Origin of the sequence: Streptococcus sp. SP1 (assembly GCF_030440005.1) — a bacterium.
Classification (GTDB): Bacteria; Bacillota; Bacilli; order Lactobacillales; family Streptococcaceae; genus Streptococcus; species Streptococcus parasanguinis.
In genome coordinates, this window is the sequence record NZ_JAQFJJ010000010.1 from 41,616 (window position 1) to 64,025 (window position 22,410).

The 22,410-nt window shown below is 39.4% G+C and carries 13 protein-coding genes, 1 pseudogene and 1 riboswitch; of the genes and pseudogenes, 12 read left to right on the forward strand and 2 right to left on the reverse strand.

The window, feature by feature from the left end; all coding sequences use genetic code 11:
* Positions 1-60: 60 nt before the first annotated feature.
* A riboswitch (FMN riboswitch) is annotated at positions 61-210 on the forward strand.
* Positions 211-412: 202 nt separating this feature from the next.
* From PCY07_RS06520 to PCY07_RS06550, 7 genes are all read left to right on the forward strand, one after another.
* The gene (locus PCY07_RS06520) at positions 413-985 is read left to right on the forward strand and encodes an ECF transporter S component (protein WP_324252899.1); all 573 of its coding nucleotides are present in this window, start codon (positions 413-415) and stop codon (positions 983-985) included.
* Complete coding sequence (locus PCY07_RS06525; RefSeq protein WP_227197989.1) at positions 975-1,625, forward strand: phosphatase PAP2 family protein; 651 nt, start codon at positions 975-977, stop codon at positions 1,623-1,625. Before PCY07_RS06520 ends, PCY07_RS06525 begins: the two co-directional genes overlap by 11 nt.
* A 53-nt stretch (positions 1,626-1,678) precedes the next feature.
* A complete protein-coding gene (locus PCY07_RS06530; protein WP_227197990.1) occupies positions 1,679-2,638 on the forward strand; it encodes a TIGR01212 family radical SAM protein in 960 nt (319 codons plus the stop codon).
* A complete protein-coding gene (locus PCY07_RS06535; RefSeq protein ID WP_301355607.1) occupies positions 2,622-3,179 on the forward strand; it encodes a class I SAM-dependent methyltransferase in 558 nt (185 codons plus the stop codon). The genes PCY07_RS06530 and PCY07_RS06535 overlap by 17 nt, the downstream gene beginning before the upstream one ends.
* Entirely contained in the window at positions 3,172-3,426 is a 255-nt protein-coding gene (locus tag PCY07_RS06540; RefSeq protein WP_023918874.1) for a hypothetical protein, read from the forward strand. Before PCY07_RS06535 ends, PCY07_RS06540 begins: the two co-directional genes overlap by 8 nt.
* A 12-nt stretch (positions 3,427-3,438) precedes the next feature.
* Positions 3,439-5,493, forward strand: coding sequence for a sodium:proton antiporter (locus PCY07_RS06545; RefSeq protein ID WP_227197994.1), 2,055 nt, complete (start codon positions 3,439-3,441; stop codon positions 5,491-5,493).
* A 575-nt stretch (positions 5,494-6,068) separates the two neighbouring features.
* Positions 6,069-10,862, forward strand: a complete 4,794-nt coding sequence (locus PCY07_RS06550) for an FctA domain-containing protein (RefSeq protein ID WP_301355613.1) — start codon at positions 6,069-6,071, stop codon at positions 10,860-10,862.
* 39 nt (positions 10,863-10,901) lie between these two features.
* Here PCY07_RS06550 and PCY07_RS06555 read toward each other — a convergent pair.
* Positions 10,902-12,208: pseudogene (locus PCY07_RS06555) on the reverse strand (transposase).
* A gap of 296 nt (positions 12,209-12,504) precedes the next feature.
* Here PCY07_RS06555 and PCY07_RS06560 point away from each other — a divergent pair.
* Positions 12,505-15,381 carry a Cna B-type domain-containing protein gene (locus PCY07_RS06560; protein ID WP_301355615.1) on the forward strand — a complete coding sequence of 959 codons (2,877 nt, stop codon included), beginning with the start codon at positions 12,505-12,507 and terminating at the stop codon, positions 15,379-15,381.
* Positions 15,382-15,432: 51 nt separating this feature from the next.
* Here PCY07_RS06560 and PCY07_RS06565 read toward each other — a convergent pair whose 3' ends face one another.
* Positions 15,433-16,245 (reverse strand): ABC transporter ATP-binding protein, encoded by an 813-nt coding sequence (locus PCY07_RS06565; RefSeq protein WP_301355617.1) that lies wholly within the window; start codon positions 16,243-16,245, stop codon positions 15,433-15,435.
* A 74-nt stretch (positions 16,246-16,319) separates the two neighbouring features.
* On the opposite strand from PCY07_RS06565, the gene PCY07_RS06570 reads away from it, so the two are divergent.
* The 4 genes from PCY07_RS06570 (at position 16,320) to PCY07_RS06585 (ending at position 22,410) form a co-directional block, all read left to right on the forward strand.
* Entirely contained in the window at positions 16,320-17,447 is a 1,128-nt protein-coding gene (locus PCY07_RS06570; RefSeq protein ID WP_301355618.1) for an AI-2E family transporter, read from the forward strand.
* Between the two features lie 135 nt (positions 17,448-17,582).
* Entirely contained in the window at positions 17,583-19,058 is a 1,476-nt protein-coding gene (locus tag PCY07_RS06575; RefSeq protein WP_301355620.1) for a M protein trans-acting positive regulator PRD domain-containing protein, read from the forward strand.
* 617 nt (positions 19,059-19,675) lie between these two features.
* On the forward strand, positions 19,676-21,025 hold the full coding sequence (locus tag PCY07_RS06580) for a hemolysin family protein (protein WP_049488489.1): 1,350 nt from the start codon (positions 19,676-19,678) through the stop codon (positions 21,023-21,025).
* 407 nt (positions 21,026-21,432) lie between these two features.
* Positions 21,433-22,410: an ABC transporter substrate-binding protein gene (locus PCY07_RS06585; RefSeq protein ID WP_301355622.1), complete on the forward strand. Its 978-nt coding sequence runs from the start codon at positions 21,433-21,435 to the stop codon at positions 22,408-22,410.

Consider the following 22,410-nt stretch of genomic DNA (forward strand, 5'->3'; position numbering starts at 1 on the left):
AACGATGTAATCCATGACGTTACAAAAACTTGCCTAGGCAAGTTTTTTTTGTTATCATAAAAGGGTCTTCAGGGCAGGGTGTAATTCCCGACCGGCGGTGACTTTTACTAGGAAATGTTCTTTTCCATACTCTAAAAGAAGTCCGCGAGCGCAAGCTGATGTGGTGTGACTCCACAACCGACAGTATAGTCTGGATGGGAGAAGACGAGAGACGAATAGACTGACAGCTATTCTGATCTGTTTAGAGCTGATGCATGGGAATAGTACGTTGGAGTCTAAGACTGACTAACGGCATGTTTCGATGGAGACCAGCTAAAGTAACTAGAATAGTTTCTAGTTTAAGCTTTGTTTAAATAGTTTAGAGTAGAATGATGGGGTAGACGTCTTTCCAGCTTCTCTAATTTTTAAAAAATTGGAGGAACCTGTTATGACAAATACACGTAAACTGACCCTAGTGGCTGTTTTATCCGCTTTATCTTTTATTTTGATGTTCTATCAATTTTCTTTCTTGATAGATTTCTTCAAAATTGATTTGAGTATCATCGCCATTTTGTTGGCCTTGGTCCTATTGGATTTTAAAAGTGCCGTTTGGGTGACCTTGATCCGATCTGTCCTTAAATTAGCCCTTAATAATAAGGGGCTTGAGACCTTAATCGGATTACCAATCAATATCATTGGAGTTCTTGTTTTTGTTCTTGCTTTTGCATGGATTTGGAACAAAGAACGGACCCATGGTCGATTTGTCCTGGCAACGATTGTTGGAACGATCAGCTTGAGTATCACGATGGTATTGGTGAACTATGTCTATGCAATCCCTTTGTATGCTCGTTTTATGAACTATGATATTTCGAAAACACTAGGGCTTGTCCACTATTTAGCCGCAATGGTTGCACCGTTTAACCTGATCGAAGGGGTGATTTGGGCCATCGCATTTGGGTTGATCTATACCTTATTGCAACCGATTTTGAAAAAATATGAAAAATAAACAACAACATTGGGCGAAGGCAAGCTTCGCCCTTCTCATTTTTGTCATTCTTGGGTATGTGATTCGCTTTTACCCGCAACAATTAACAGGCTTTGATAGCACGATTCAATCTGCTATTCGAGGCGATCTGCCTGCAACACTGACGGCCTTCTTTACCAAGGTGACCCACGTCATGGATACCAAGATCATTGTCATCTGGGTAGGTCTTTTGCTGGCGGTCTTTGCCTATAAGAAATGGTACAGTGAAGCTCTTTTTCTAGGGAGCAATCTGGTATTGACTGGTCTTTTGGTTCTTCTTCTAAAGAATATCTACCAGAGACCGAGACCAAGTATTCTTCATCTAGTAGAGGAAAAGGGCTTTTCTTTCCCGAGTGGTCATTCACTGGCATCTACCCTTGTTTTGGGAAGTTTGATCATCATAATCGGCCAACATGTAAAACATAAAACAGCCCGCTATTGCCTTCAAGGCTTGCTGGTTCTGGGAATCGTGATCATTGTGGTTTCCCGCGTTTATGTCGGGGTCCACTACCCATCAGACGTTCTAGGCAGTATGATTTTGGGTCTTGCTGTCTTACAGTTTGAGTATCCCTTGTATGATCGCTTGCGGTTTCAATGGCGCTTTACAGGCAAGCAAAAATAACTAACAAATAGGAGTTGAACTCGCGTTTTGAGTTCGACTCTTTTTTTGCTATAATGAAGGGTATGAAATCCTACAATACCTTGAATGATTATTATCGAACCTTATTTGGAGAAAAGACCTTTAAAGTCCCTATTGATGCAGGCTTTGATTGTCCCAATCGAGACGGAACAGTCGCCCATGGTGGCTGTACTTTTTGTACGGTCTCGGGTTCAGGAGATGCCATTGTGGCCCCAGAAGCTCCGATTCGAGAACAGTTTTACAAAGAGATTGATTTTATGCATCGGAAATGGCCAGATGTGAAGAAGTACTTGGTCTATTTTCAAAATTTCACCAATACCCACGATAAAGTGGAAGTCATTCGAGAGCGGTATGAACAGGCCATCAATGAACCAGGAGTGGTAGGAATCAACATTGGTACGCGTCCGGATTGTTTACCAGATGAGACCTTGGCCTACCTAGCAGAGCTGACAGAGCGCATGCATGTGACGATTGAGTTGGGTCTTCAGACGACTTATGAGGTGACTTCTGAATTGATCAATCGGGCCCATAGTTATGATCTCTATGTTGAAACAGTCAAGCGTATTCGCAAACAGGTGCCCAAGGCAGAGATCGTCTCCCATTTGATCAATGGCCTTCCTGGGGAGACGCATGAGATGATGGTGGAAAATGTTCGCCGTTGTGTGACCGATAATGAAATTGATGGCATCAAGTTACACCTCTTGCATTTGATGACCAATACACGGATGCAACGGGACTATCATGAAGGACGACTTCAACTCATGAGCCAGGAGGAGTATGTCAAGGTCATCTGTGACCAGTTGGAGATCATCCCCAAACACATTGTCATCCACCGGATTACAGGGGACGCCCCACGGGATATGTTGATTGGCCCTATGTGGAGCCTCAACAAATGGGAAGTCCTAAACGCTATTGAAACTGAAATGCGTCGGCGTGGAAGTACCCAAGGATGTAAGCTAGAAGAAAAGGAGACTGCTGATGCTTCGACCACTTGAAATGGCCCATCAATTTTTAGCAGAAGTCATCACCAAAGAAGATGTGGTGGTGGATGCGACCATGGGAAATGGACATGATACGGCCTTTTTAGCCCAACTAACAGGCCAGGTCTATGCCTTTGATATTCAAGAACAAGCACTTGTAAATACCCAAGAACGATTGGAAAAGTTGGGTCTTCAACATGTCCGGTTGATTTTGGATGGCCACCAGCATGTGGACAAATATGTGGAGACACTAAAAGCAGCTATTTTTAATCTGGGGTATCTGCCATCTGCAGATAAGTCGGTCATTACTCTTCCTGCTACCACGATTGAAGCGATGGAAAAAATCTGTGCTCGCCTAGAAAAAGGTGGGCGAATGGCTATTATGATCTATTATGGTCATGAGGGAGGAGACATCGAGCGTGATGCAGTGCTGGACTTTGTCAGTCAGCTCCCTCAAAAAGACTATACAGCGACCATCTACCGGACACTGAATCAAGTGAATCAGCCACCGTTTTTGGTCATGATCGAAAAATTAGAAAGCTACCGTCATGGATAAAGAATATTTAAAGAATAAAATCGAAGGATTGAGACATCATTTTGTCGAATCAACCATCCACGAGCGTGCAATAGGTTTTTATGATGAAGCTCATATGACCAAAAAGATGCTCAAAATAAAAAAGAAATTGGTTTCGCTTGAGATGGAACGGTGCCAAAAGAAGATTGAGCACAAGGATGTAACCAAGACAGACCAAAAGATTGCGGAGTTAAAACAGCAATTTGAGACCTGCTGCCAAGAACGCTAAGGAGGGAGTGATATGGAACTACTCCTTTATGCAGTGATCTTTTCGATGATTTTGATCGTCTCAAATGCCACCAATAAACTTGTGCCAAGCCTTCCTCTGCCCTTGATTCAAATTTTACTAGGGATTGGTTGGGCCCTCTTTGTGCCAGAAGAAAATTTTCATCTGGATACCGAGCTCTTTCTGGCGCTGGTCATTGGCCCTCTCTTATTTCGAGAGGCAGAAGAAGCAGATATTACTTCCGTCTTAAAGCACTGGCGGGTCATCCTCTATTTGATTTTTCCAGTGATTTTTATCTCAACCATTAGTTTGGGCTGGGCAGCTCACTCCTTATGGCTGAGCCTTCCTTTAGCAGCCTGTATGGCAGTAGGGGCAGCCCTTGGGCCTACAGACTTAGTAGCCTTTGCTTCTCTGTCTGAGCGATTTACCTTTCCAAAGCGGGTTTCGAATATCTTAAAAGGCGAAGGGTTACTAAATGATGCCTCAGGTCTAGTTGCCTTTCGAGTGGCCTTGGCAGCCCTTGCGACCGGAAGTTTCTCCCTTGGAGAGGCAGGGATTTCCTTAGGAATCTCCATTATTGGAGGATTTGCAGTGGGGATCTTGACGGCCTTTGTGAACCGTTGGTTGCAAACCTTGCTCTTGAGTGTTCGCGCCAGTGATATTGCCAGTGAATTGTTATTAGAACTGAGCCTCCCTTTGTTGACCTTCTTCCTAGCAGAAGAACTCCATGTCTCTGGTATCATTGCAGTAGTTGTGTCAGGGATCCTAAAAGCCAGTCGCTTTAAGCATATTACCCTCCTTGAAGCGCGGGTAGACACTGTGAGTCATACTGTCTGGAATACGGTCAACTTTATCTTAAATGGGTCGGTCTTTGTCATCTTAGGAATGGAATTGGAAATGATCGCCAAGCCCATCTTAAGTAGTCCCATTTACAATAATCTTCTTTTAGTTCTTTCTGTCTTTCTTTTGACAGCCTTGCTCTTTTTGATTCGTTTTGTCATGGTTTACCTCTTTTATTGGTTCCGAACGGTTCGACTAAAAAAATCGTTGAGAAATTATCTAAAGGATGCCTTATTGCTGACCTTTTCGGGTGTGAAGGGAACGGTTTCGATTGCGACGATTCTTTTGATTCCAACCAAGATCGAAAAAGAATACCCTATCCTACTCTTTTTGGTGGCAGGAGTTACCCTTGTTAGCTTTATTGCAGGCTTAGTGGTACTTCCAAAATTATCAGAAGACAAGGAAGAAACCAATGACTACCTGATGCAGATCGCGATTTTAAATGATGTTGTCATGGAATTAGAAGCAGATCTAAAGAATAGTAAGCACAAGGGCCCTTTGTATGCGGCGATTGATAACTACCATGGTCGCATAGAAAACTTGATTCTAGGCCAAGAAAACAGGCTCATTCAAAAGGATTGGGAACAGTTGAAGCTCCTGATTTTGAGTATTGAAAGTGACGGCTTGGAACAGGCTTATGAAGAAGGGAAGATTCGAGAGCGGGGCTACCGTGTCTACCAACGCTATCTTCACAATATGGAACAACGTGTCAATCGCAATCTTTCGTATCGTCTAACCTATTACTTCTTGGTGTCTTTCCGTCTCTTGCGTTTATTAGTTCATGAGATCTTAACTTTTGGGTCTGGCTTGCGAAACTGGTTGACCCGAGAAGACAGCAAGTTAGAGGCCATTGATTATGACCAGATTGCAGCCCTCTATCTGGCTAATACAGAAATCATCATCGAAAGTTTGGAAGACCTCAAAGGAGTTTATAGGAGCAGTTTGATCTCTTTTCTACAAGAATCTCGTCTGAGAGAGACGGCCATTATTACTAGTGGAGCCTTTGTGGAGCGGGTTATTAATCGCGTGAAACCGAATAATATCGATGAAATGTTGAGAGGCTATTATTTGGAGCGTAAGATTATTTTTGAATATGAAGCGCAACACCTGATTACCGCCAAGCAAGCACGCCGTATGCGACAAAATGTCAATGAATTAGAAAGTTATTCCTTAAGAGAAAGTGCTAATACTCTCCCATATGATATGATCGAGTATGCACGGAATCGATAGTTCTTTATAAGAAAATTCCTCGTTTTTGCAAGGATTAATTCTTTTAGTGGACTGTTTGAGTCATCGTAGATATGAGATACTCGGTTCGTCCATTAGCTCCTTTTCTGATATAAAAAAGAAAATGAGGACCTAAGTAATTTGCTTCTCAAGCTCTATCTACTGGTTCAAGGTAGCCCATTGAACAATCAACTGTTTTGATAACTATATATTAAAGGTTGGACATTTTGCCCTTCCTTTTTTCTATTTGGAAAATAAATATTGTAACTTTCAAATGAGTTTCACAAAAATTCACAATGCAGGATTTTAGGGGAGCTTTTTCGACAAAAGTGGCAATAAAGTATTGAACTTTTATTTTAAATGTACTATAACCGAGGTGGATAGCAGAGTATATAGGCTCTTTGTCAACTGTAGTGGGTGAAGAAAAGCGGCTCTTTGTCAATTGTAGATATTTGTAATATTTTCATAAATTTTCCACGTGTTGAAAATAATTGAAGAAATTTTTAAATATTTGCCTATGGAAGCGAAAGGTGGTACAATTTAAACAAAATATTAACACTAACTGGGAAGAAAAAAGCATGAAAAATATATTTTCCGACTCTAAAGAACGTTTTTCTATTAGAAAGTACACTATCGGGGTTGCTTCTGTGTTGTTATCAACACTGGTATTTGTGGAAGGAAACGTTTATGCGGACGAAGTGAAGAATAATACAGATTCACAAACTTCAGTTGTCGCACAAGAGAATCAAGGCGAGAGACACAAGGAATCTGGTCTTGAAGCAAATGAAGTTGTAACGCAAGCTAGCACTAGTGTTACGCCGAGTGAATCAGCCCTTCCAACTTCACAAGATAGTGCCGAAGCCCCTGCACATGTGGTTAAAGGGGAAAAGACTGAAAAACAATCAAATGAAGTTGCAACACCAGCTAGCACTAGTGTTGCACCAGCTGAGTCAGCTTCTCCAACTTCAAAAGCCAGTGCCGAAGGCTCTGTGCCTGTAGCTAGCGAGAAAAAAACTGAATCACAACCTACAACTAGGTCAAGACGGTCTAAAAGAGAATTGCCTTCATCAGGTGGTACAACAACTTATGAAAAAACAGGTGACACAATTACTGTGAAAAATCCTAATGTTGAAGTAAACTTTCCAAATGGGAACAGTCTATATGCTCCTGCAGAAACAGTCATTCATATGGAACTACCTGATGAATTAGAGATAAAACAAAATGATAAAGTCGTTGTCGATATTCCCGATGCAATTAGAATTCCTACGAGTTTGCATTATGATGTAACTGGTCCTAGTGGTGAAGTAATTGGTAATGCTTTTCTAGACTCTATCAGTAATAAAGTGATAACTACTTTTACAGATTACTATGAGAAAAACAAAATTGCGAAACAATTTACCTTAACCTTTAGTACCGGTTGGAAATCATATGTTAAACCAAATGTTCCAACAGAACTCAATTTTAGTGGACGAAAAATTACAGTAACAGTAGGTCCGGAGAGTGCTCCTGTACCGGTAGAAAAAACAAAGGTAACAAAATATGGTGAAGCGGTAACTGGTCATCCTGAACTAATCAGATGGACTATCCGTCTAAACTCAGGTAGTTTGGTAGCTCCTCAAGTTTTGACAAATTACCAACTAATTGATACGCTTCCAGATGACCAAGTCCTAGTTCAAGATGGGGATCCTGTTTTGGATGAATTTGATACTAAAACGAAAGAAACGTGGCGTTTAGGACTTGCGACATCTATTCCTTCAGATAATGTAGATTTATGGAACGGTAAAGCTCTTAGAGCTGAAAGAGTTCAGTCAATTTCTCCATGGGTTTCCAAAGGTAATGCGATTCAATTATTGGAAAATATCAAAGAAAGCCCAACTGGTTTTTCTTTCAAGATAGCGCAATTGAATGAGCTTGTTTATGTTCGCTATATGACGCGATTAAAAAATGTACCTGATACCAATGAGGAGTTACAAGAAAAACACGGTAATAATATCAAAATCACTTACAACTCTGGTGAAGAACAAAGTTACCAAGCAACTTTTGCATTTAAAGCAGGTGGTTCAGGTTCAGCTTCAAAGGCAAAACAACCAGCAAGGGTTGATTTAGCGTTTACAAAACGTCTTGAAGGAAGAAAGTTAAAGGCTGGTGAATTCACATTTAACCTAATTGATCAAAGTGGTAATGTGGTTGATACACAAAAGAATGATAGTTTTGGACATATTACCTTCATTCCACAGTTATTTAACCATGCTGGTATTTATCACTATACGGTTGAAGAAGTGCCAGGTACGGAAGCAGGTATTAACTACGATGCAATGAAAGCAGAAGTGAGTATCACAGTAGATGAAGATGGTAATTCGTACATAGCTCATACAATTATGCCAACGGATACCGAATTTAATAACACCTACACTCCTTCCCCAGTAAAAGTAGGCCTAGAATTTAACAAAGTCCTTTCAAATGGTAATCTAAATGTGGGTGATTTCAGCTTTACACTGACTGGTGATAACAATGTTAATGAAACTGTTACTAACAAAGCTGATGGGAAAATTACTTTCAGTGACTTATCATTTGATCATGTTGGTGTTTTCAACTACACAGTAAAAGAGGTGAAGGGTGATAAGCCAGATGTAGACTACGATGATATGACGATTGCGGTGAAAGTAACTGTATCGAAAGATGAGGAAACAGGTCTATTAATAGCAAAAACAGAGATGACCTCAACAGGTGGCGAAGCAACTGGTACAGATGACAAGACCTTTAACAACTATGCGGTAGCGCCAGTGACAGCGCAATTTGACTTTAGTAAAGTCTTGTTAGGACGCACTCTAAAAGATGGCGAGTTCAGTTTTGTCTTGAAAGATACGACTGGTAAAGTACTTCAAACGAAGACCAATGATGCTTCAGGTAAAGTAGCCTTTGATGCGCTCACATATAAGAATAATGAAGTTGGCGTGCATAAGTACACTGTAGAAGAAGTAGCAGGTTCAGAAGCAGGAATGAGTTATGACCCAATGAAGGCAGAGGTAACAGTTACTGTCACGAAAGATGGTCATACACTTACAGCGACCAAAGCTCTTCCAACAGATACCGAATTTAATAATGCTTTCACACCGGCGGCAACCAGTGCCCAATTCAAGTTCACGAAGAAACTTGAAGGCAAAGCCCTTGTGGCAGATGCCTTCACCTTCGAGTTGCTAGAAAACGGTCAAGTGCTTCAAACGAAGAAGAATGGGGCAGACGGCACGATCCAATTTGACGCTATTTCATATGATAAAGAAGGTACACATACCTACACTGTTCGTGAAGTAGCCGGAACAGATACAGATATTGACTACGATACTATGAACGCCGAAGTGACAGTTAAGGTCACTAAGAACGCAGCCACAGGTATCTTGACAGCCAATGTTGTAATGCCAGCGGATAGCGAGTTTAACAACTATGCGGTAGCCCCAGTGACAGCGCAATTTGACTTTAGTAAAGTTCTTTCCGGACGCACTCTAAAAGATGGCGAGTTCAGTTTTGTCTTGAAAGATACGACTGGTAAAGTACTTCAAACGAAGACCAATGATGCTTCAGGTAAAGTAGCCTTTGATGCGCTCACATATAAGAATAATGAAGTTGGCGTGCATAAGTACACTGTAGAAGAAGTAGCAGGTTCAGAAGCAGGAATGAGTTATGACCCAATGAAGGCAGAGGTAACAGTTACTGTCACGAAAGATGGTCATACCCTTACAGCGACCAAAGCTCTTCCAACAGATACCGAATTTAATAATGCTTTCACACCGGCGGCAACCAGTGCCCAATTCAAGTTCACGAAGAAACTTGAAGGCAAAGCCCTAGAGGCAGATGCTTTCAGCTTCGAGTTGCTTGAAAATGGTCAAGTTCTCCAAACGAAGAAGAATGGGGCAGACGGCACGATCCAATTTGACGCTATTTCATATGATAAAGAGGGTACACATACCTACACTGTTCGTGAAGTAGCCGGAACAGATACAGATATTGATTACGATACTATGAACGCCGAAGTGACAGTTAAGGTCACAAAAGACGCAACAACTGGTATCTTGACAGCCAATGTTGTTATGCCAGCGGATAGCGAGTTTAACAACTATGCGGTAGCCCCAGTGACAGCGCAATTTGACTTTAGTAAAGTCTTGGCAGGACGTGCCCTTAAAGATGGTGAGTTCAGCTTCGTCTTGAAAGATGAGAATGGTACGGTTCTTCAAACGAAGACTAATGGTGTCGATGGTAAAGTTTCATTCGATGCGCTCACATACAAGAACAAGGAAGTAGGTGTTCACAAGTATACAGTAGAAGAAGTCGCTGGCTCAGAAGCAGGAATGAGTTATGACACAATGAAGGCAGAGGTTACAGTGACTGTAACGAAAGATGGTCATACCCTTACAGCCACCAAAGCACTTCCAACAGATACAGAGTTCAATAATACCTTCACACCAGGTGCGACAAGAGCACAATTCAATTTCACTAAGAAATTGGAAGGAAAAACGCTTGAAGCCGATGCCTTCACCTTTGAATTGCTTGAAAATGGCACTGTCATTCAAACGAAGAAGAATGACGTTCATGGAAATATCCAATTTGATGCGATCTCATACGCAACAGAAGGAACTCATACTTACACTGTTCGTGAAGTAGTCGGAGCAGATACAGACATCGACTATGATAGTATGACTATCGCAGTTAAAGTTACTGTTACTAAAGATATTACTACAGGTCTTTTAAGTGCTAAGACTGAAATGATTGCATCGGGAGGTGAAGCAACTGGTACAGATGACACAATTTTCAATAACTACTTTGTAGCTCCAGTTAAAGCACAGTTTAATTTCACTAAGAAACTTGATGGTCGTGCCTTGAAGGCTGGTGAGTTTAGTTTTATTCTGAAGGACGAAAAAGGAAATGTGATTGAAACTGTAAGCAATGATGCTGAAGGTAAGATCAAGTTTTCAGCTCTTGAGTTCAAACGTGGTCAAGAAGGTACTTATATCTATCACGTAGAAGAAGTGAAAGGTACAGATGCTGGAGTTGAGTACGATAAGATGGTAGCGACTGTTGGAGTTACTGTAACTAAAGATGGTAAAGTGTTGACTCTTACTTCACAAATGCCTGAAGATACTGAGTTTAACAATAAGGTAATACCGCCAACACCGCCAACACCGCCAACACCGCCAACACCGCCAACACCGCCAACACCGCCAACACCGCCAACACCGGTAACACCAGAAAAACCTAAAGGTCGTGAGTTGCCAAACACTGGTGAACAATCTAAATCTGGAGTTGCCGCACTTGGTGCTGCACTTGGTCTTGTAGGTCTAGGTTTGGTTGCGAAACGTAAAAAAGAAGATGAAGCTTAATATCTGGCTCTTTGTCAACTGTAGTTGGTTGATGAAAAGTTATAACCTGGAGAGGACCAACTTGGTTTTCTCCTTTTTGATGTTCAAAGCAATGAGGATTCTAGTTTTAAAGTTTTCAAAGTTTCGGAAGCTAAAAGCATTGCACTTGATGACTTTGATAAGATTATTGGTAGCTTCTAGTTTTGCATTTGAGTAGGGCAGTTCCAGTGCGTTCATGATCTTGTCTTTGTCTTTCAAAAAGGTCTTAAAAACAGTTTGAAAAATAGGATTTACACAAGAAATCGCTTCTTCAATAAGATCAAAGAAATGGTTAGCTTGTTTCTCTTGAAAATGAAAGAGTAATAGTTGATAGAGGTCGTAGTGCTGTCTAAGTTCTTGAGAGTATGAAAGAAGCTTTTCTACAATCTCTTTATTGGTCAAGTGTGAGCGAAAAGTAGGGCGATAAAAACGTTTAACACGGAGTTTACGGCTATCCTGTTGAATGAGTTTCCAGTAACGTTTCAGTACCTTATATTCGTGCGATTTCCGATCAAGTTGATTCATGATTTGGATGCGAAGACGGTTCATAGCACGACTTAGATGTTGTACAATGTGAAAACGATCCAGAACGATTTTAGCGTTTGGGAGTGAAACAGTCTGGGGGACTGTTTCAGCCTGAGCCTTGAAATTCGAAAGCGAAGTTTTCTGGCAATATCGTAGTAGGGGCTAAACATGTCCATGGTAATGATTTTCACATGGTTTCTCACCTGTCTAGAATAGCGAAGGAAATGATTGCGAATAGTTACTTGAGTCCGCCCATTCAGGATAGTTATGATCTTTCTGGAATCAAAATCCTGTGCAATGAAGCTCATCTTACCCTTCTTGAAACTGTATACATCCCAAGACATGTGAGTTGGAAGGTAGTTGAGATCAGTCTTGAATTTGAATTCTTTCAATTTACGAATGACTGTCGAAGTAGAGACAGATAGACTTTCTGCGATAGTCGTCATAGGGACTTTCTCGATTAATTTTTGAGTACTTTTCTGGTTGACGATCGCTGAGATTTGGTGATTCTTTTTGACTAAGGAGGTCTCTGATACAGCCATTTCCCCACAGACTTTACAACGAAAACGACGTTTTCTCAATCGAATGAGACTCTTGTATCCTGCACATTCGAGGTAGGGAATTTTAGATTCTTTTTGAAAGTCATATTTAGCCATTTGTCCTTGACAGTTGTGACATTTAGGGGCAGGATAATCGAGCTTAGCGATGACTTCTTTATGCGTTCCAGCATCAAGATAATCCAAGATTTTGATGTTCTTGCCTTTAATTCCGAGTAAGTTTGTGATAAAATTTAATTGTTCCATAAGATTCTTTCTAATGATGGTTTGGTCACTTTTCATTATAGGTCTTATGGGACTTTTTTTCTACAACAAAATAGGCTCCATAATTCCTATGGTGGTTTTACCCACTACAGAAATTATAGAGCCACATTTTGCCCTTCCTTTTTTCTATTTGGAAAATAAATATTGTAACTTTCAAATGAGTTTCACTAAAATTCCAAGGCTATAGATTTCAAGGGAATATTTTTGATAAAAAACAGCGATAAAGTATTGACTTTTATTTTAAATGTACTATAATCGAGGTGGATAGCAGAGTATATATGGATATATTTTTTAATTTATTCGGTATTCGATCCATTGTTTTTTTGGGGATTATCTCAAGTGGGAAAGGAAATTTTATGAAACGGTTAAAGGAAACAAAAAAATGGCCTGCTAAATGGATACATCTAGCAAGTCTATTCATTCTGGTCTCTTCAATGTTTGCGATGCCAGTAGGTATATTGGCAGAGACCACCACCACGTCTTCTTCTAGTACAGAGGCCGTACTAGCAAGTGAAGCTTTAAGTAATAGTAATGATCCTGTTTCTGGAACTCTATCAACATCGGGAGAAGATAGAGTCGCGGCAGTCAATACTCCAAAAGCAGTTGATGATGTGATTACAAGTGTGAAATATACTAATAATGAAGGAGGACTTTTAAATTGGTCATTAGAACCATGGGCGACTTTTCGAATTGATGCCACACTAAAACTTCCAAATCATCAAGTTAAAGCTGGAGATACAACAACTATTGCGGTTCCAACAGATTTGATCATTAATAGTCAGGATTTTGAAGTATTAGATGGGAAAGGTCAGGTTGCTGCATCTGCAAAAGTAGACAAAGATAGAAAGAAAATAGTTCTTACCTATACTGATTATGTGGAACATAACTCTGATATCACAGGAAATATTTTTTTCTATGTTCGTATAGATCATAAGTTAGTACCAAATGCAAAAGAAATTCCAATCAATTTGATTGTAGAGAACAAAGTGGTTCAAACCACACCACCTCAACCTCCCGTTAAATATATCGGTATAGCACAACCCCAAAATTATCCAATATCGAAGGTAGGCTCTATCAATCGTGATACCAATGATCCGATTATAAATTATACAATTGGAGTCAATCGTAAACCAACCAATATTAAAAATGCAATTATACGGGATACACTACAATTCTCTAATGCGCAATATGATCGCAATTCGTTTATTGTTGAGAAGGGGCAATGGCTGTGGGAAAGTGGTGATTGGGTCTTTAAAAATGCCCAATCTGTACCATATGAGATTGCATTTCCTTCTGATAAAACATTTGAAATAAAATTAGGGGATATTTCAGAGAATGACTCCTATCGTATTCGTTATAATGTAAAACTAAACTATTCACCAAAAGATGGTGAAAAATTTGATAATAAAGTTACCCTAAATGGTTATCAAATTGAAGAGAGTAGAGCTCAATCAAAAGTATTATGGCAAATTCCTGGAGGACGATTAGATGGCTATATTTATAGCATCAAACTCCATAAGCAAAATAATAATGGTGATCCTTTACAGGGGGCTCAATTTAAGATCACGCGTGTATCGAATAACCAAACGATTACGCATACCGAAAATGGTCAAGAGTCAGAAATATTTACAAGCGATGCCAATGGTGACTTGATTGTTTCAGGCCTTTTAAGAGATAATTACACGGTGACCGAGGTTGTAGCTCCTAATGGCTATCAATTGTTGAAAGACCCTGTATCTATCTCAGAAAATGATTTTAGTCCAGAAAATTCCCAATATGATGTAAATAGTAGAGTATTGACACTGACTATTTCTAATGAAAAGGCTAATCATCGTCAACTTAAGGTGACAAAAAAATGGAACGATAAGGATAACCAATATAAGAATCGACCAAGCTCTATTACAGTTAAGTTATTAAAAGATGGAGTTGAGGTAGAAGGCAAGACATTAGAATTGAATGCTGATAACCAATGGAGTGGTATTTTTACGGAATTGGATGAGACAGGAACATACTCTGTAGAAGAAGTAGGAGTACCAGGTTATATTTCAACTGTTGAAGCTACCAATAATGAAGACATGGAACATATCGTCCTTGTGAATACTTTGGAAACGATAGAAGTATCTGGTAGTAAGATATGGAAGGATGACAATAATCGAGATGGAAAACGTCCGAAAGAAATTACAGTAAATCTACTTGCAAATGGTGTGAAGATTGATCAAACAACAGTCAAATCGGATAAAGACGGTCACTGGAACTATCAGTTCAAAGATCTTCCAAAATATGAAAACGGTCAAGTAGTGGATTATTCGATCTCGGAAGAAGGTGTCCCTGACTATGAAACAAGTGTAGAGGGGTATAATCTCACAAATACCTATACACCAGAAGTAGTCTCTGTTCCATTTACAAAAATTTGGAAAGATTTTGATAATCAAGATGGTGTACGTCCGAACTTTATTATTGTTAACTTACTTGCGAATGGAAAGAAGGTTGAGAGCAGAACTGTAACAGCTACCACAGCTTGGACAGGTAGCTTTGATCATCTTCCAAAATATGAAAATGGTCGAGAAATTGTCTACACCCTTGAGGAAGAAAAGGTGTCAGATTATTCTGCAAGTATTGACCAAGTTAACTATATCTTGACCAATACCTATGTACCGGGTCAGACGCATCTCACTGTAACTAAATATTGGGATGATGAAAATAACAAGGATGGAATTCGGCCTAAGACGATCAAGGTACAACTATATGCAAATGGTCAAAAGAGTGGAGCTGTAGTTGAGTTAAGTGAAGCCAATAAATGGACCTATACTTTTTCAAATCTCCCTGAGAATTCTAAAGGAAAAGCGATTTCCTATACGGTTCGTGAAGTGGAAGTACCTCAAGGTTATGTAGTGACAGAAACGGTACAAGATGGAAATAATATCGTTCTAACCAATAGTCATAAGCCAACTACCCCACCTACAACACCGAATATACCTAAAAAAACAGAGAGTCCAAAAAAACCAGGGAAACCAGAGAAAACTAGCAAGTCTACCTCTAAGAAATTCCTTCCAGAAACTGGTACAAAGATCATGATAGCTTTGGAAATTCTAGGGTTATTCTTGCTCGGTGTAGCGTTCATACTGATAGTAAGGTCATCTAGAAAAGATATTTAAAGATTTAAAAAGTGCTAAGCTCATTTGTCTTAGCACTATTTTGTTATAGGATTATTTAGATTCATTGTCTTTGTCATTCCTGATATCTGGTTTAACAAAAAGTCGCTCATCTCCAAGATCAATAAGGGATACTGGTGCTTGATAAAACTTGCTAAGGACATGAGGAGTTAGGATGTTTTCCTTTGGTCCTTGCTCGACCACTCGGCCATGTTTGAGTAGGAGAACATGGGTCATGTCTTTTGTAATTTCCTCTGCATGGTGGGTGACGTAGATCATGGTTGGCGCGTGATCCAGTTGTTTGATATGATGGATCTGACGGAGTAGTTTTTCTCTGGCAAAGAGATCCAATCCACTTGAAGCTTCGTCGAAAATGATCAGATCTGGCTGGTCCATGAGGCTTCGTGCAATGAGGACGGTCTGCTTTTCTCCCTGGGAGAGTTCACGGTATTTGCGGCCGATCAAAGAGCTAGCTCCAATTGAAGTTAGCATATCCCGTGCCCAATTCAGTTCGTCCTCCCCGTATGCAACATATAAAATACTACTCTTGTATTGACCAGTTAGGACAATTTGTTCTGTCAAAAGATGCTCTGGCAGTCTTTCTGAAATAAAGGAGCTAACGATCCCAATACGCTTACGCAACTCAGGAATGCCTCCTTCTCCAAAGCGGGTTCCAAGGACAGTTACCTGGCCAGAACTAGCCCAATATTCAGACATGAGAAGTTTGAGGAGAGTCGATTTTCCTGCCCCATTGAGGCCTAAAATGGCCCAGCATTCATTTTCTTTCACTTGCCAGTTAATCTCTTTTAAAAGAGCTTTTCCATTGCGGATCAAATTGACGTCTTGTAGTTCAATCAAATTATTCATAACTTCATCCTTTTGATTAAAATCCCCTCTATTCTATCATAAAATATGGTAGAATAGAAAACAGGAGGTAGGGAATGTTTCGAAATAGTAAATTGTTATTCTGGACATGTGAGATCTTATTATTGACGGTGATTTTCTATATTTGGAAATCAATGGGGACTTTGATTTCGCCATTTGTATCTGTCCTGAATACCATCCTCTTACCATTTTTAATTGCAGGCTTTTTATATTATATTACCAATCCGATTGTTGAATTGTTGGAAAAACACTTAAAAATCAAGCGTGTGTTTGGAATTTTGATTACCTTGGTTCTCTTATTTGGTATCATTGGTCTAGGAATCTTTTATCTGCTCCCAATCTTGATTAATCAGTTAACCAGCTTGATCAATTCGACTCAAGGATTGTATTGGGAAGTCCAAAGTTTGGTTCGAAAACTATCGACCAATCCGTTGTTTCAAAATATTAATATCCAATCAACGATTCAACAATTGAATCTCTCTTATATGGATATCCTTCAAAATCTCTTAAATAGTGTCACAAACAGCTTGGGAAGTGTAGTTAACACTATTGTCAATACGGTTTTTATTTTAATCATGACACCGATCTTCCTAGTTTATTTCTTGGTCGATGGGAAGAAGTTATTGCCGATGTTAGAGCGAACCATTTTACGTAATGACAAACTCCACATTTCAAGCCTCTTGGTTAGTTTGAATGAAACGGTCTCTCGCTACATTAGTGGTATTTCGATTGATGCTTTGATCATTGGAACACTAGCTTATATCGGCTATAGTTTTATTGGCTTGAAGTATGCTTTGGTTTTTGCTATCTTTTCTGGACTTGCCAATCTCATCCCTTATGTAGGGCCGACCATTGGTTTGATTCCGATGATCATTACCTATGCCTTCACAGATATGGACATGATGATTAAAGCGGTCATCTATATGTTGATCATTCAGCAGATCGATGGAAATATTCTTTATCCTCGCATCGTTGGAGGCGTGATGAAGGTTCACCCGATTACCATTATGGTCCTCTTATTGCTTTCTAGTAATATCTACGGAATTATTGGTATGGTGGTCGCCATCCCCGTCTATTCAATTGGGAAAGAAATTGTGAAATTCTTGGTGAATTTATATGATAACCATCGTGCGGCCCAAGAGCAGAAGAAGAAAGAAGAATTCGGAATTATTAACAAATCTTAGACTCTATTGCCCAATTGGGCTTTAGAGTTTTTTACCTATTTTTTGAAATGTTGCAGAAAAAAAACAACAACTTCTGTTAAATATGTTAAAATAAAGATGATTCTGAAAGAAAATATGAAGAAAGGTTGAAAAAAGATGAGACTCCTCTTATCGAAAAAACAAAGACGCCAATTACAATTATTGGAAATCTTGATTAAAGAAAAAAGATGGTTCCACTTAAAAGAATTGGCAACCCGACTAGGCTGTACAGAACGTTCTTTAAAAGAAGACTTATCTAATCTTCGTAGTACCTTTGATGAATTTTTAATTGAATCTTCCACTAACGGAATCAAAATCGCTTACGAGGATTCTATTGGACTAGAAGTAGTTTATCATCACTTTTATAAAGAATCGCAAGCATTTGCATTGATCGAATATTTATTTTTTCATAAGGATGTGTCCAATGAATTTATTTGTAAGAAGTTTAATCTCAGCTATCAATCTTTTTATCGCTTAATTCGGACCATTAATCAAAAGTTGCAAACGAAATACAATGTGAAGATTAATCTTAACCCCTTGAATCTTATTGGAGATGAAACGGATGTCCGTTTCTTTTATGCTCAGTATTTTGCGGAGCGGAATTACTACATGGAGTGGCCTTTTCCTGAATTTAAAGAGAATGCTGTGACGGACTTAATCACTTTTTTCTTCAAGCTCTATGGTTATCCGCTGACCTTCTCTGTTATCAAGTCTTATAAAGTGCTCTTGACAGTATATCTATCTCGGATCAAGCAAGGCTATTTTATTGATATGCCAACCACCTTTGATGAATATAAGGAGTTGTATCAAGGAGTGGAGAATGTCGAGGAGATGTTGCGCTATTTTAGCTTGCAACTAGGGGTGGAGTTAAATGAAAAAGTACTGGAACAATTCTTCATTATCTTTATTCAAGAGAATTTCTATTTTAGTCCAGAAAGTTTGATTGAAGCTTCTAAGACAGATGAATATGCTAAAAATTCCACAACCTTTATCAAAGATATGTTTAAGGATCTTTGTTATACCTATGATTTAGAAATTGAAAATTTAGATGAGATGTTAATGCACGTCCATAATACGTCTCACCTAGTTCGCAGAGAATTATTCTCTGAATTTCTCTTATTTGATATTAAAACCAATACAAACGAAGACTTTATGAGCATTTTCCCAGCTTTCTATGATGATTTGAAGAATCATTTGATTACTTATATGAAGACCATGAAGCATGATTTGAATGAGGAGATCCTCAAGCATATGATTTATACGGTCTACACCCACTGGGAGCGTCTCTTACCGCAGTTATTGCGTCGTCGGAAATCGATTAAGGTCTTGATCATTAGTCGTTTTGACGATCACCATGCCAAATCTATGATTGATTTCCTTAATTTCTATTGTACAGATAACTTCGAATTTTCACAGATGATCAAATACAATCTGACAGTGAAAGATATTGAAGCTTCGGATGCAGACGTTGTGGTAGCTAATTTTATGATGCCAGAATTAAAGAAAAAGCCCTTTATCTGTACAAGTAGCCTATCCTCACTTGAGCTGGTTGAAAAACTCAATGCCTTCTTTTATGATTTCACCAGTGCATAATACTAAAGACAAAGTCTTCCTAGAAACTTTCCTTAGGTGAGTACGGACGTCAGGTGAAATTTTCCAGTGGATGATTTCAGAAATTCAGGAAGTTCCATGACTAAATCACGATCCGCAGCACGTGTTCAATTTGTTTTGGACCCCTTCGCTTTTTAATTTTTAGGTTAAGGCTAAAACAGTTTCCCAAACTGTTTTACTCCCAAAACTCCCGAGTGAGAGTGGGACAGAAATCGGTAATTCGTTAGAATTCGATTTCGTCGTCCCACCTCCGCACAGTTGAGTAGGGCTGTAAAAGCTGATGAAATCAGCGTAGTAGAGCCCACTCAACCACTGCGTCTTGCTCGACAATCCAAAAACAATTGAGAGGCTAGGACTTTTGTCCCAGCCTCACTCTTCTCACGGCGGAAAGTTTCAGTGTAGATTAGAATGACACTAATAGTATATATCGTTTTAAGCGTCACTTAAGTTATTTTGTGTGAAAAAACAATTTATCCACATTAAAAAATCAGGACCTGTTCCTGATTTTTTGATGGTAAAAAAAGAAAATGAATATAAGAATGCAGGCTCTCCTATTTTGTGGTATAATATACAATATTATATACTGGAGGAAATTATCCATGGAAGACCCTGGCAGTCAGGAAATTTTACTGGAATTTATTTTATTGATTGTTTTGACATTATTGAACGCCTTTTTCTCGGCGACTGAAATGTCAATGGTATCGTTGAATCGCTCTCGTGTAGAGCAAAAGGCTGAAGAAGGAGATAAAAAATACATTCGTCTTCTTAGCGTATTGGAGCAACCGAACCATTTCTTATCCACTATTCAGGTGGGGATTACCTTGATTACCATCTTATCTGGGGCGAGTCTTGCGGATAGCCTTGGACATGTCATTGCTGGATGGATGGGCAATACCAAAACGGCTCTTGCAACTGGAAGCTTTTTATCTCTAGCATTTTTGACTTATATTTCGATCGTATTTGGTGAACTCTATCCGAAACGAATCGCTATGAACTTGAAAGATGAGTTGGCTGTTCGAACAGCTCCGATTGTGATTCTATTAGGAAAAATTGTCAGCCCCTTTGTTTGGTTGCTTTCAGCGTCGACCAACCTTTTGAGCCGTATCACGCCAATGGAATTCGATGATCCGGATGAAAAGATGACGCGGGATGAAATCGAGTATATGCTGACCAATAGTGAAGCAACACTAGATGCTGACGAGATTGAGATGCTCCAAGGGATCTTTTCATTAGATGAAATGGTAGCGCGTGAAGTCATGGTGCCACGGACAGATGCCTTCATGGTTGATATCAATGATGATACCAAAGAAATTATTGAAAGTATCCTCAAGCAAAACTTTTCACGAATTCCTGTCTATGATGATGACAAGGACAATGTCATCGGACTTATCCATACCAAACGTCTCTTGAACGAAGGATTTATCAATGGCTTTGATAATATTGTCTTAAGAAAGATTTTACAAGAACCTTTGTTTGTTCCAGAGACCATTTTTGTGGATGATCTTTTGAAGGAATTGCGCAATACGCAAAATCAAATGGCCATTCTGCTCGATGAATACGGTGGGATGTCTGGATTGGTTACCCTCGAAGACTTGTTGGAAGAAATCGTCGGTGAAATTGACGATGAGACTGACAAAGCTGAAATTGATGTTTTTGAAATTGGGGATAATACTTATGTCGTGCAAGGAGCTATGTCACTAAACGACTTTAATGAATACTTTGGCGTTGAGTTGGAAAGTGATGATGTGGATACTATTGCAGGGTATTATTTGACTGAAGTTGGGCGGATTCCATCCTTGAAAGAACGCCTCAGCTGTGAAGTCGATAGTCAAAAGAAACACTTGATCTTGACGAATGACAAGGTGAAGAGCGGTCGGGTGACCAAGGTGAAAGTTGAAATTTCTGAAATCGTCGAAGAAGATGAAGAAACTAAATCAAAAGAAGATTAGAAAATAGAGGCCTGGACGTGTTCTAGCCTCTGTTTTTTTCTTGTCAGGGCTAGTTGAATTTTCAAAAAATTTAAAAAAATTCTGAAATAGTCTTGACAGCCAAAAAAAATTAAGGTAAGATAATACCCATAAATAAAGAAAGCAGAAAATAAACATGAAGCAACAAGCCATTTCAATTCAAAAATTTTACTTTAGCTACTTTAGATAGTGTTTGTAGACATGATCTCATGGATGCAAACAACCCAAGCAATTTGTTTGTATCTATGTGGCTAAGATTTTTGATGATGGTCCATAGAGCTAGTATCTAAATGGACCGAGGTTTTGTAACTTGTTGGAGAATTTCAAGCATCCGTTTAGAGAATGATCTAAGCGGATTTTTTATTTATTTTGCAGAAAAGGAGTTTTAAATGAAAGTAGTCAAAAAATTACTGGCACCAGTTTTGGTCGTAGGCCTTTTGTTAACATCATTGGTGACCTTACACCATCTGAAGGATGCTAAAAAAGACAATGTCTTTCGGATTGGGATTTCCCAGTACATCACCCATAAGTCACTCGACGCGACACGGAAAGGTTTTATCGAGGAGTTGAAGAAAGAAGGCTATGTGGATGGGAAAAATATCCAGATCGATTTCCAAAATGCTCAAGGAGAGCAACGAAATCTGAAAAACATTTCCAAACAATTGGCGGAGAAAAGTGATCTAGTCTTTGCGATTGCAACCCCTTCGGCTCAAAGTTTGGCTAATACGACGAAAACAACGCCGGTTGTCTTCTCAGCTGTGACCGATCCATTGGCAGCGAAATTGGTGAAAAACTTGAAAGAGCCTGGTAGCAATATCACAGGGACAAGTGACCAGTCAGAAGATGCGATCTCTACACAGGTAGACATGATTAAGCAAGTGCTTCCAACGGCGAAAACAGTTGGGATCCTCTATACGCAAAGTGAGCCTAACTCAGTCGTCCAAAAAGATAATGCGAAGAAGATCCTTGAAGCTAAAGGCTATCAAGTGGTTGAAAAAACAATTCTCGATAGTAACAATGTGAAAGCTGCAGCAGACAGTATCATGTCAGAAGCAGATATCGTCTTTGTTCCGACAGACAATATTATCTCTTCTACAATAGAAACTGTAAAACAGGTATCGATTAGTCATAAGGTACCAGTTTTTGGTGGATCTGCTGAAATGGTGGCTACTGGCGGCTTGTACAACTTTGGTACTGATTATGAGGAATTGGGAAGACAAGCTGCTCGGATGGCCATTCGCATCATGAAGGGTGAGAAACCTGGGAAAGTCGCAGTTGAAACACCTGAAAAATTAGAATTGCATACCAATAAAGAGATAGCTAAAGAGCTTGGAATTGATATTAGCTCGTTGAAGGTAGAAAAATAG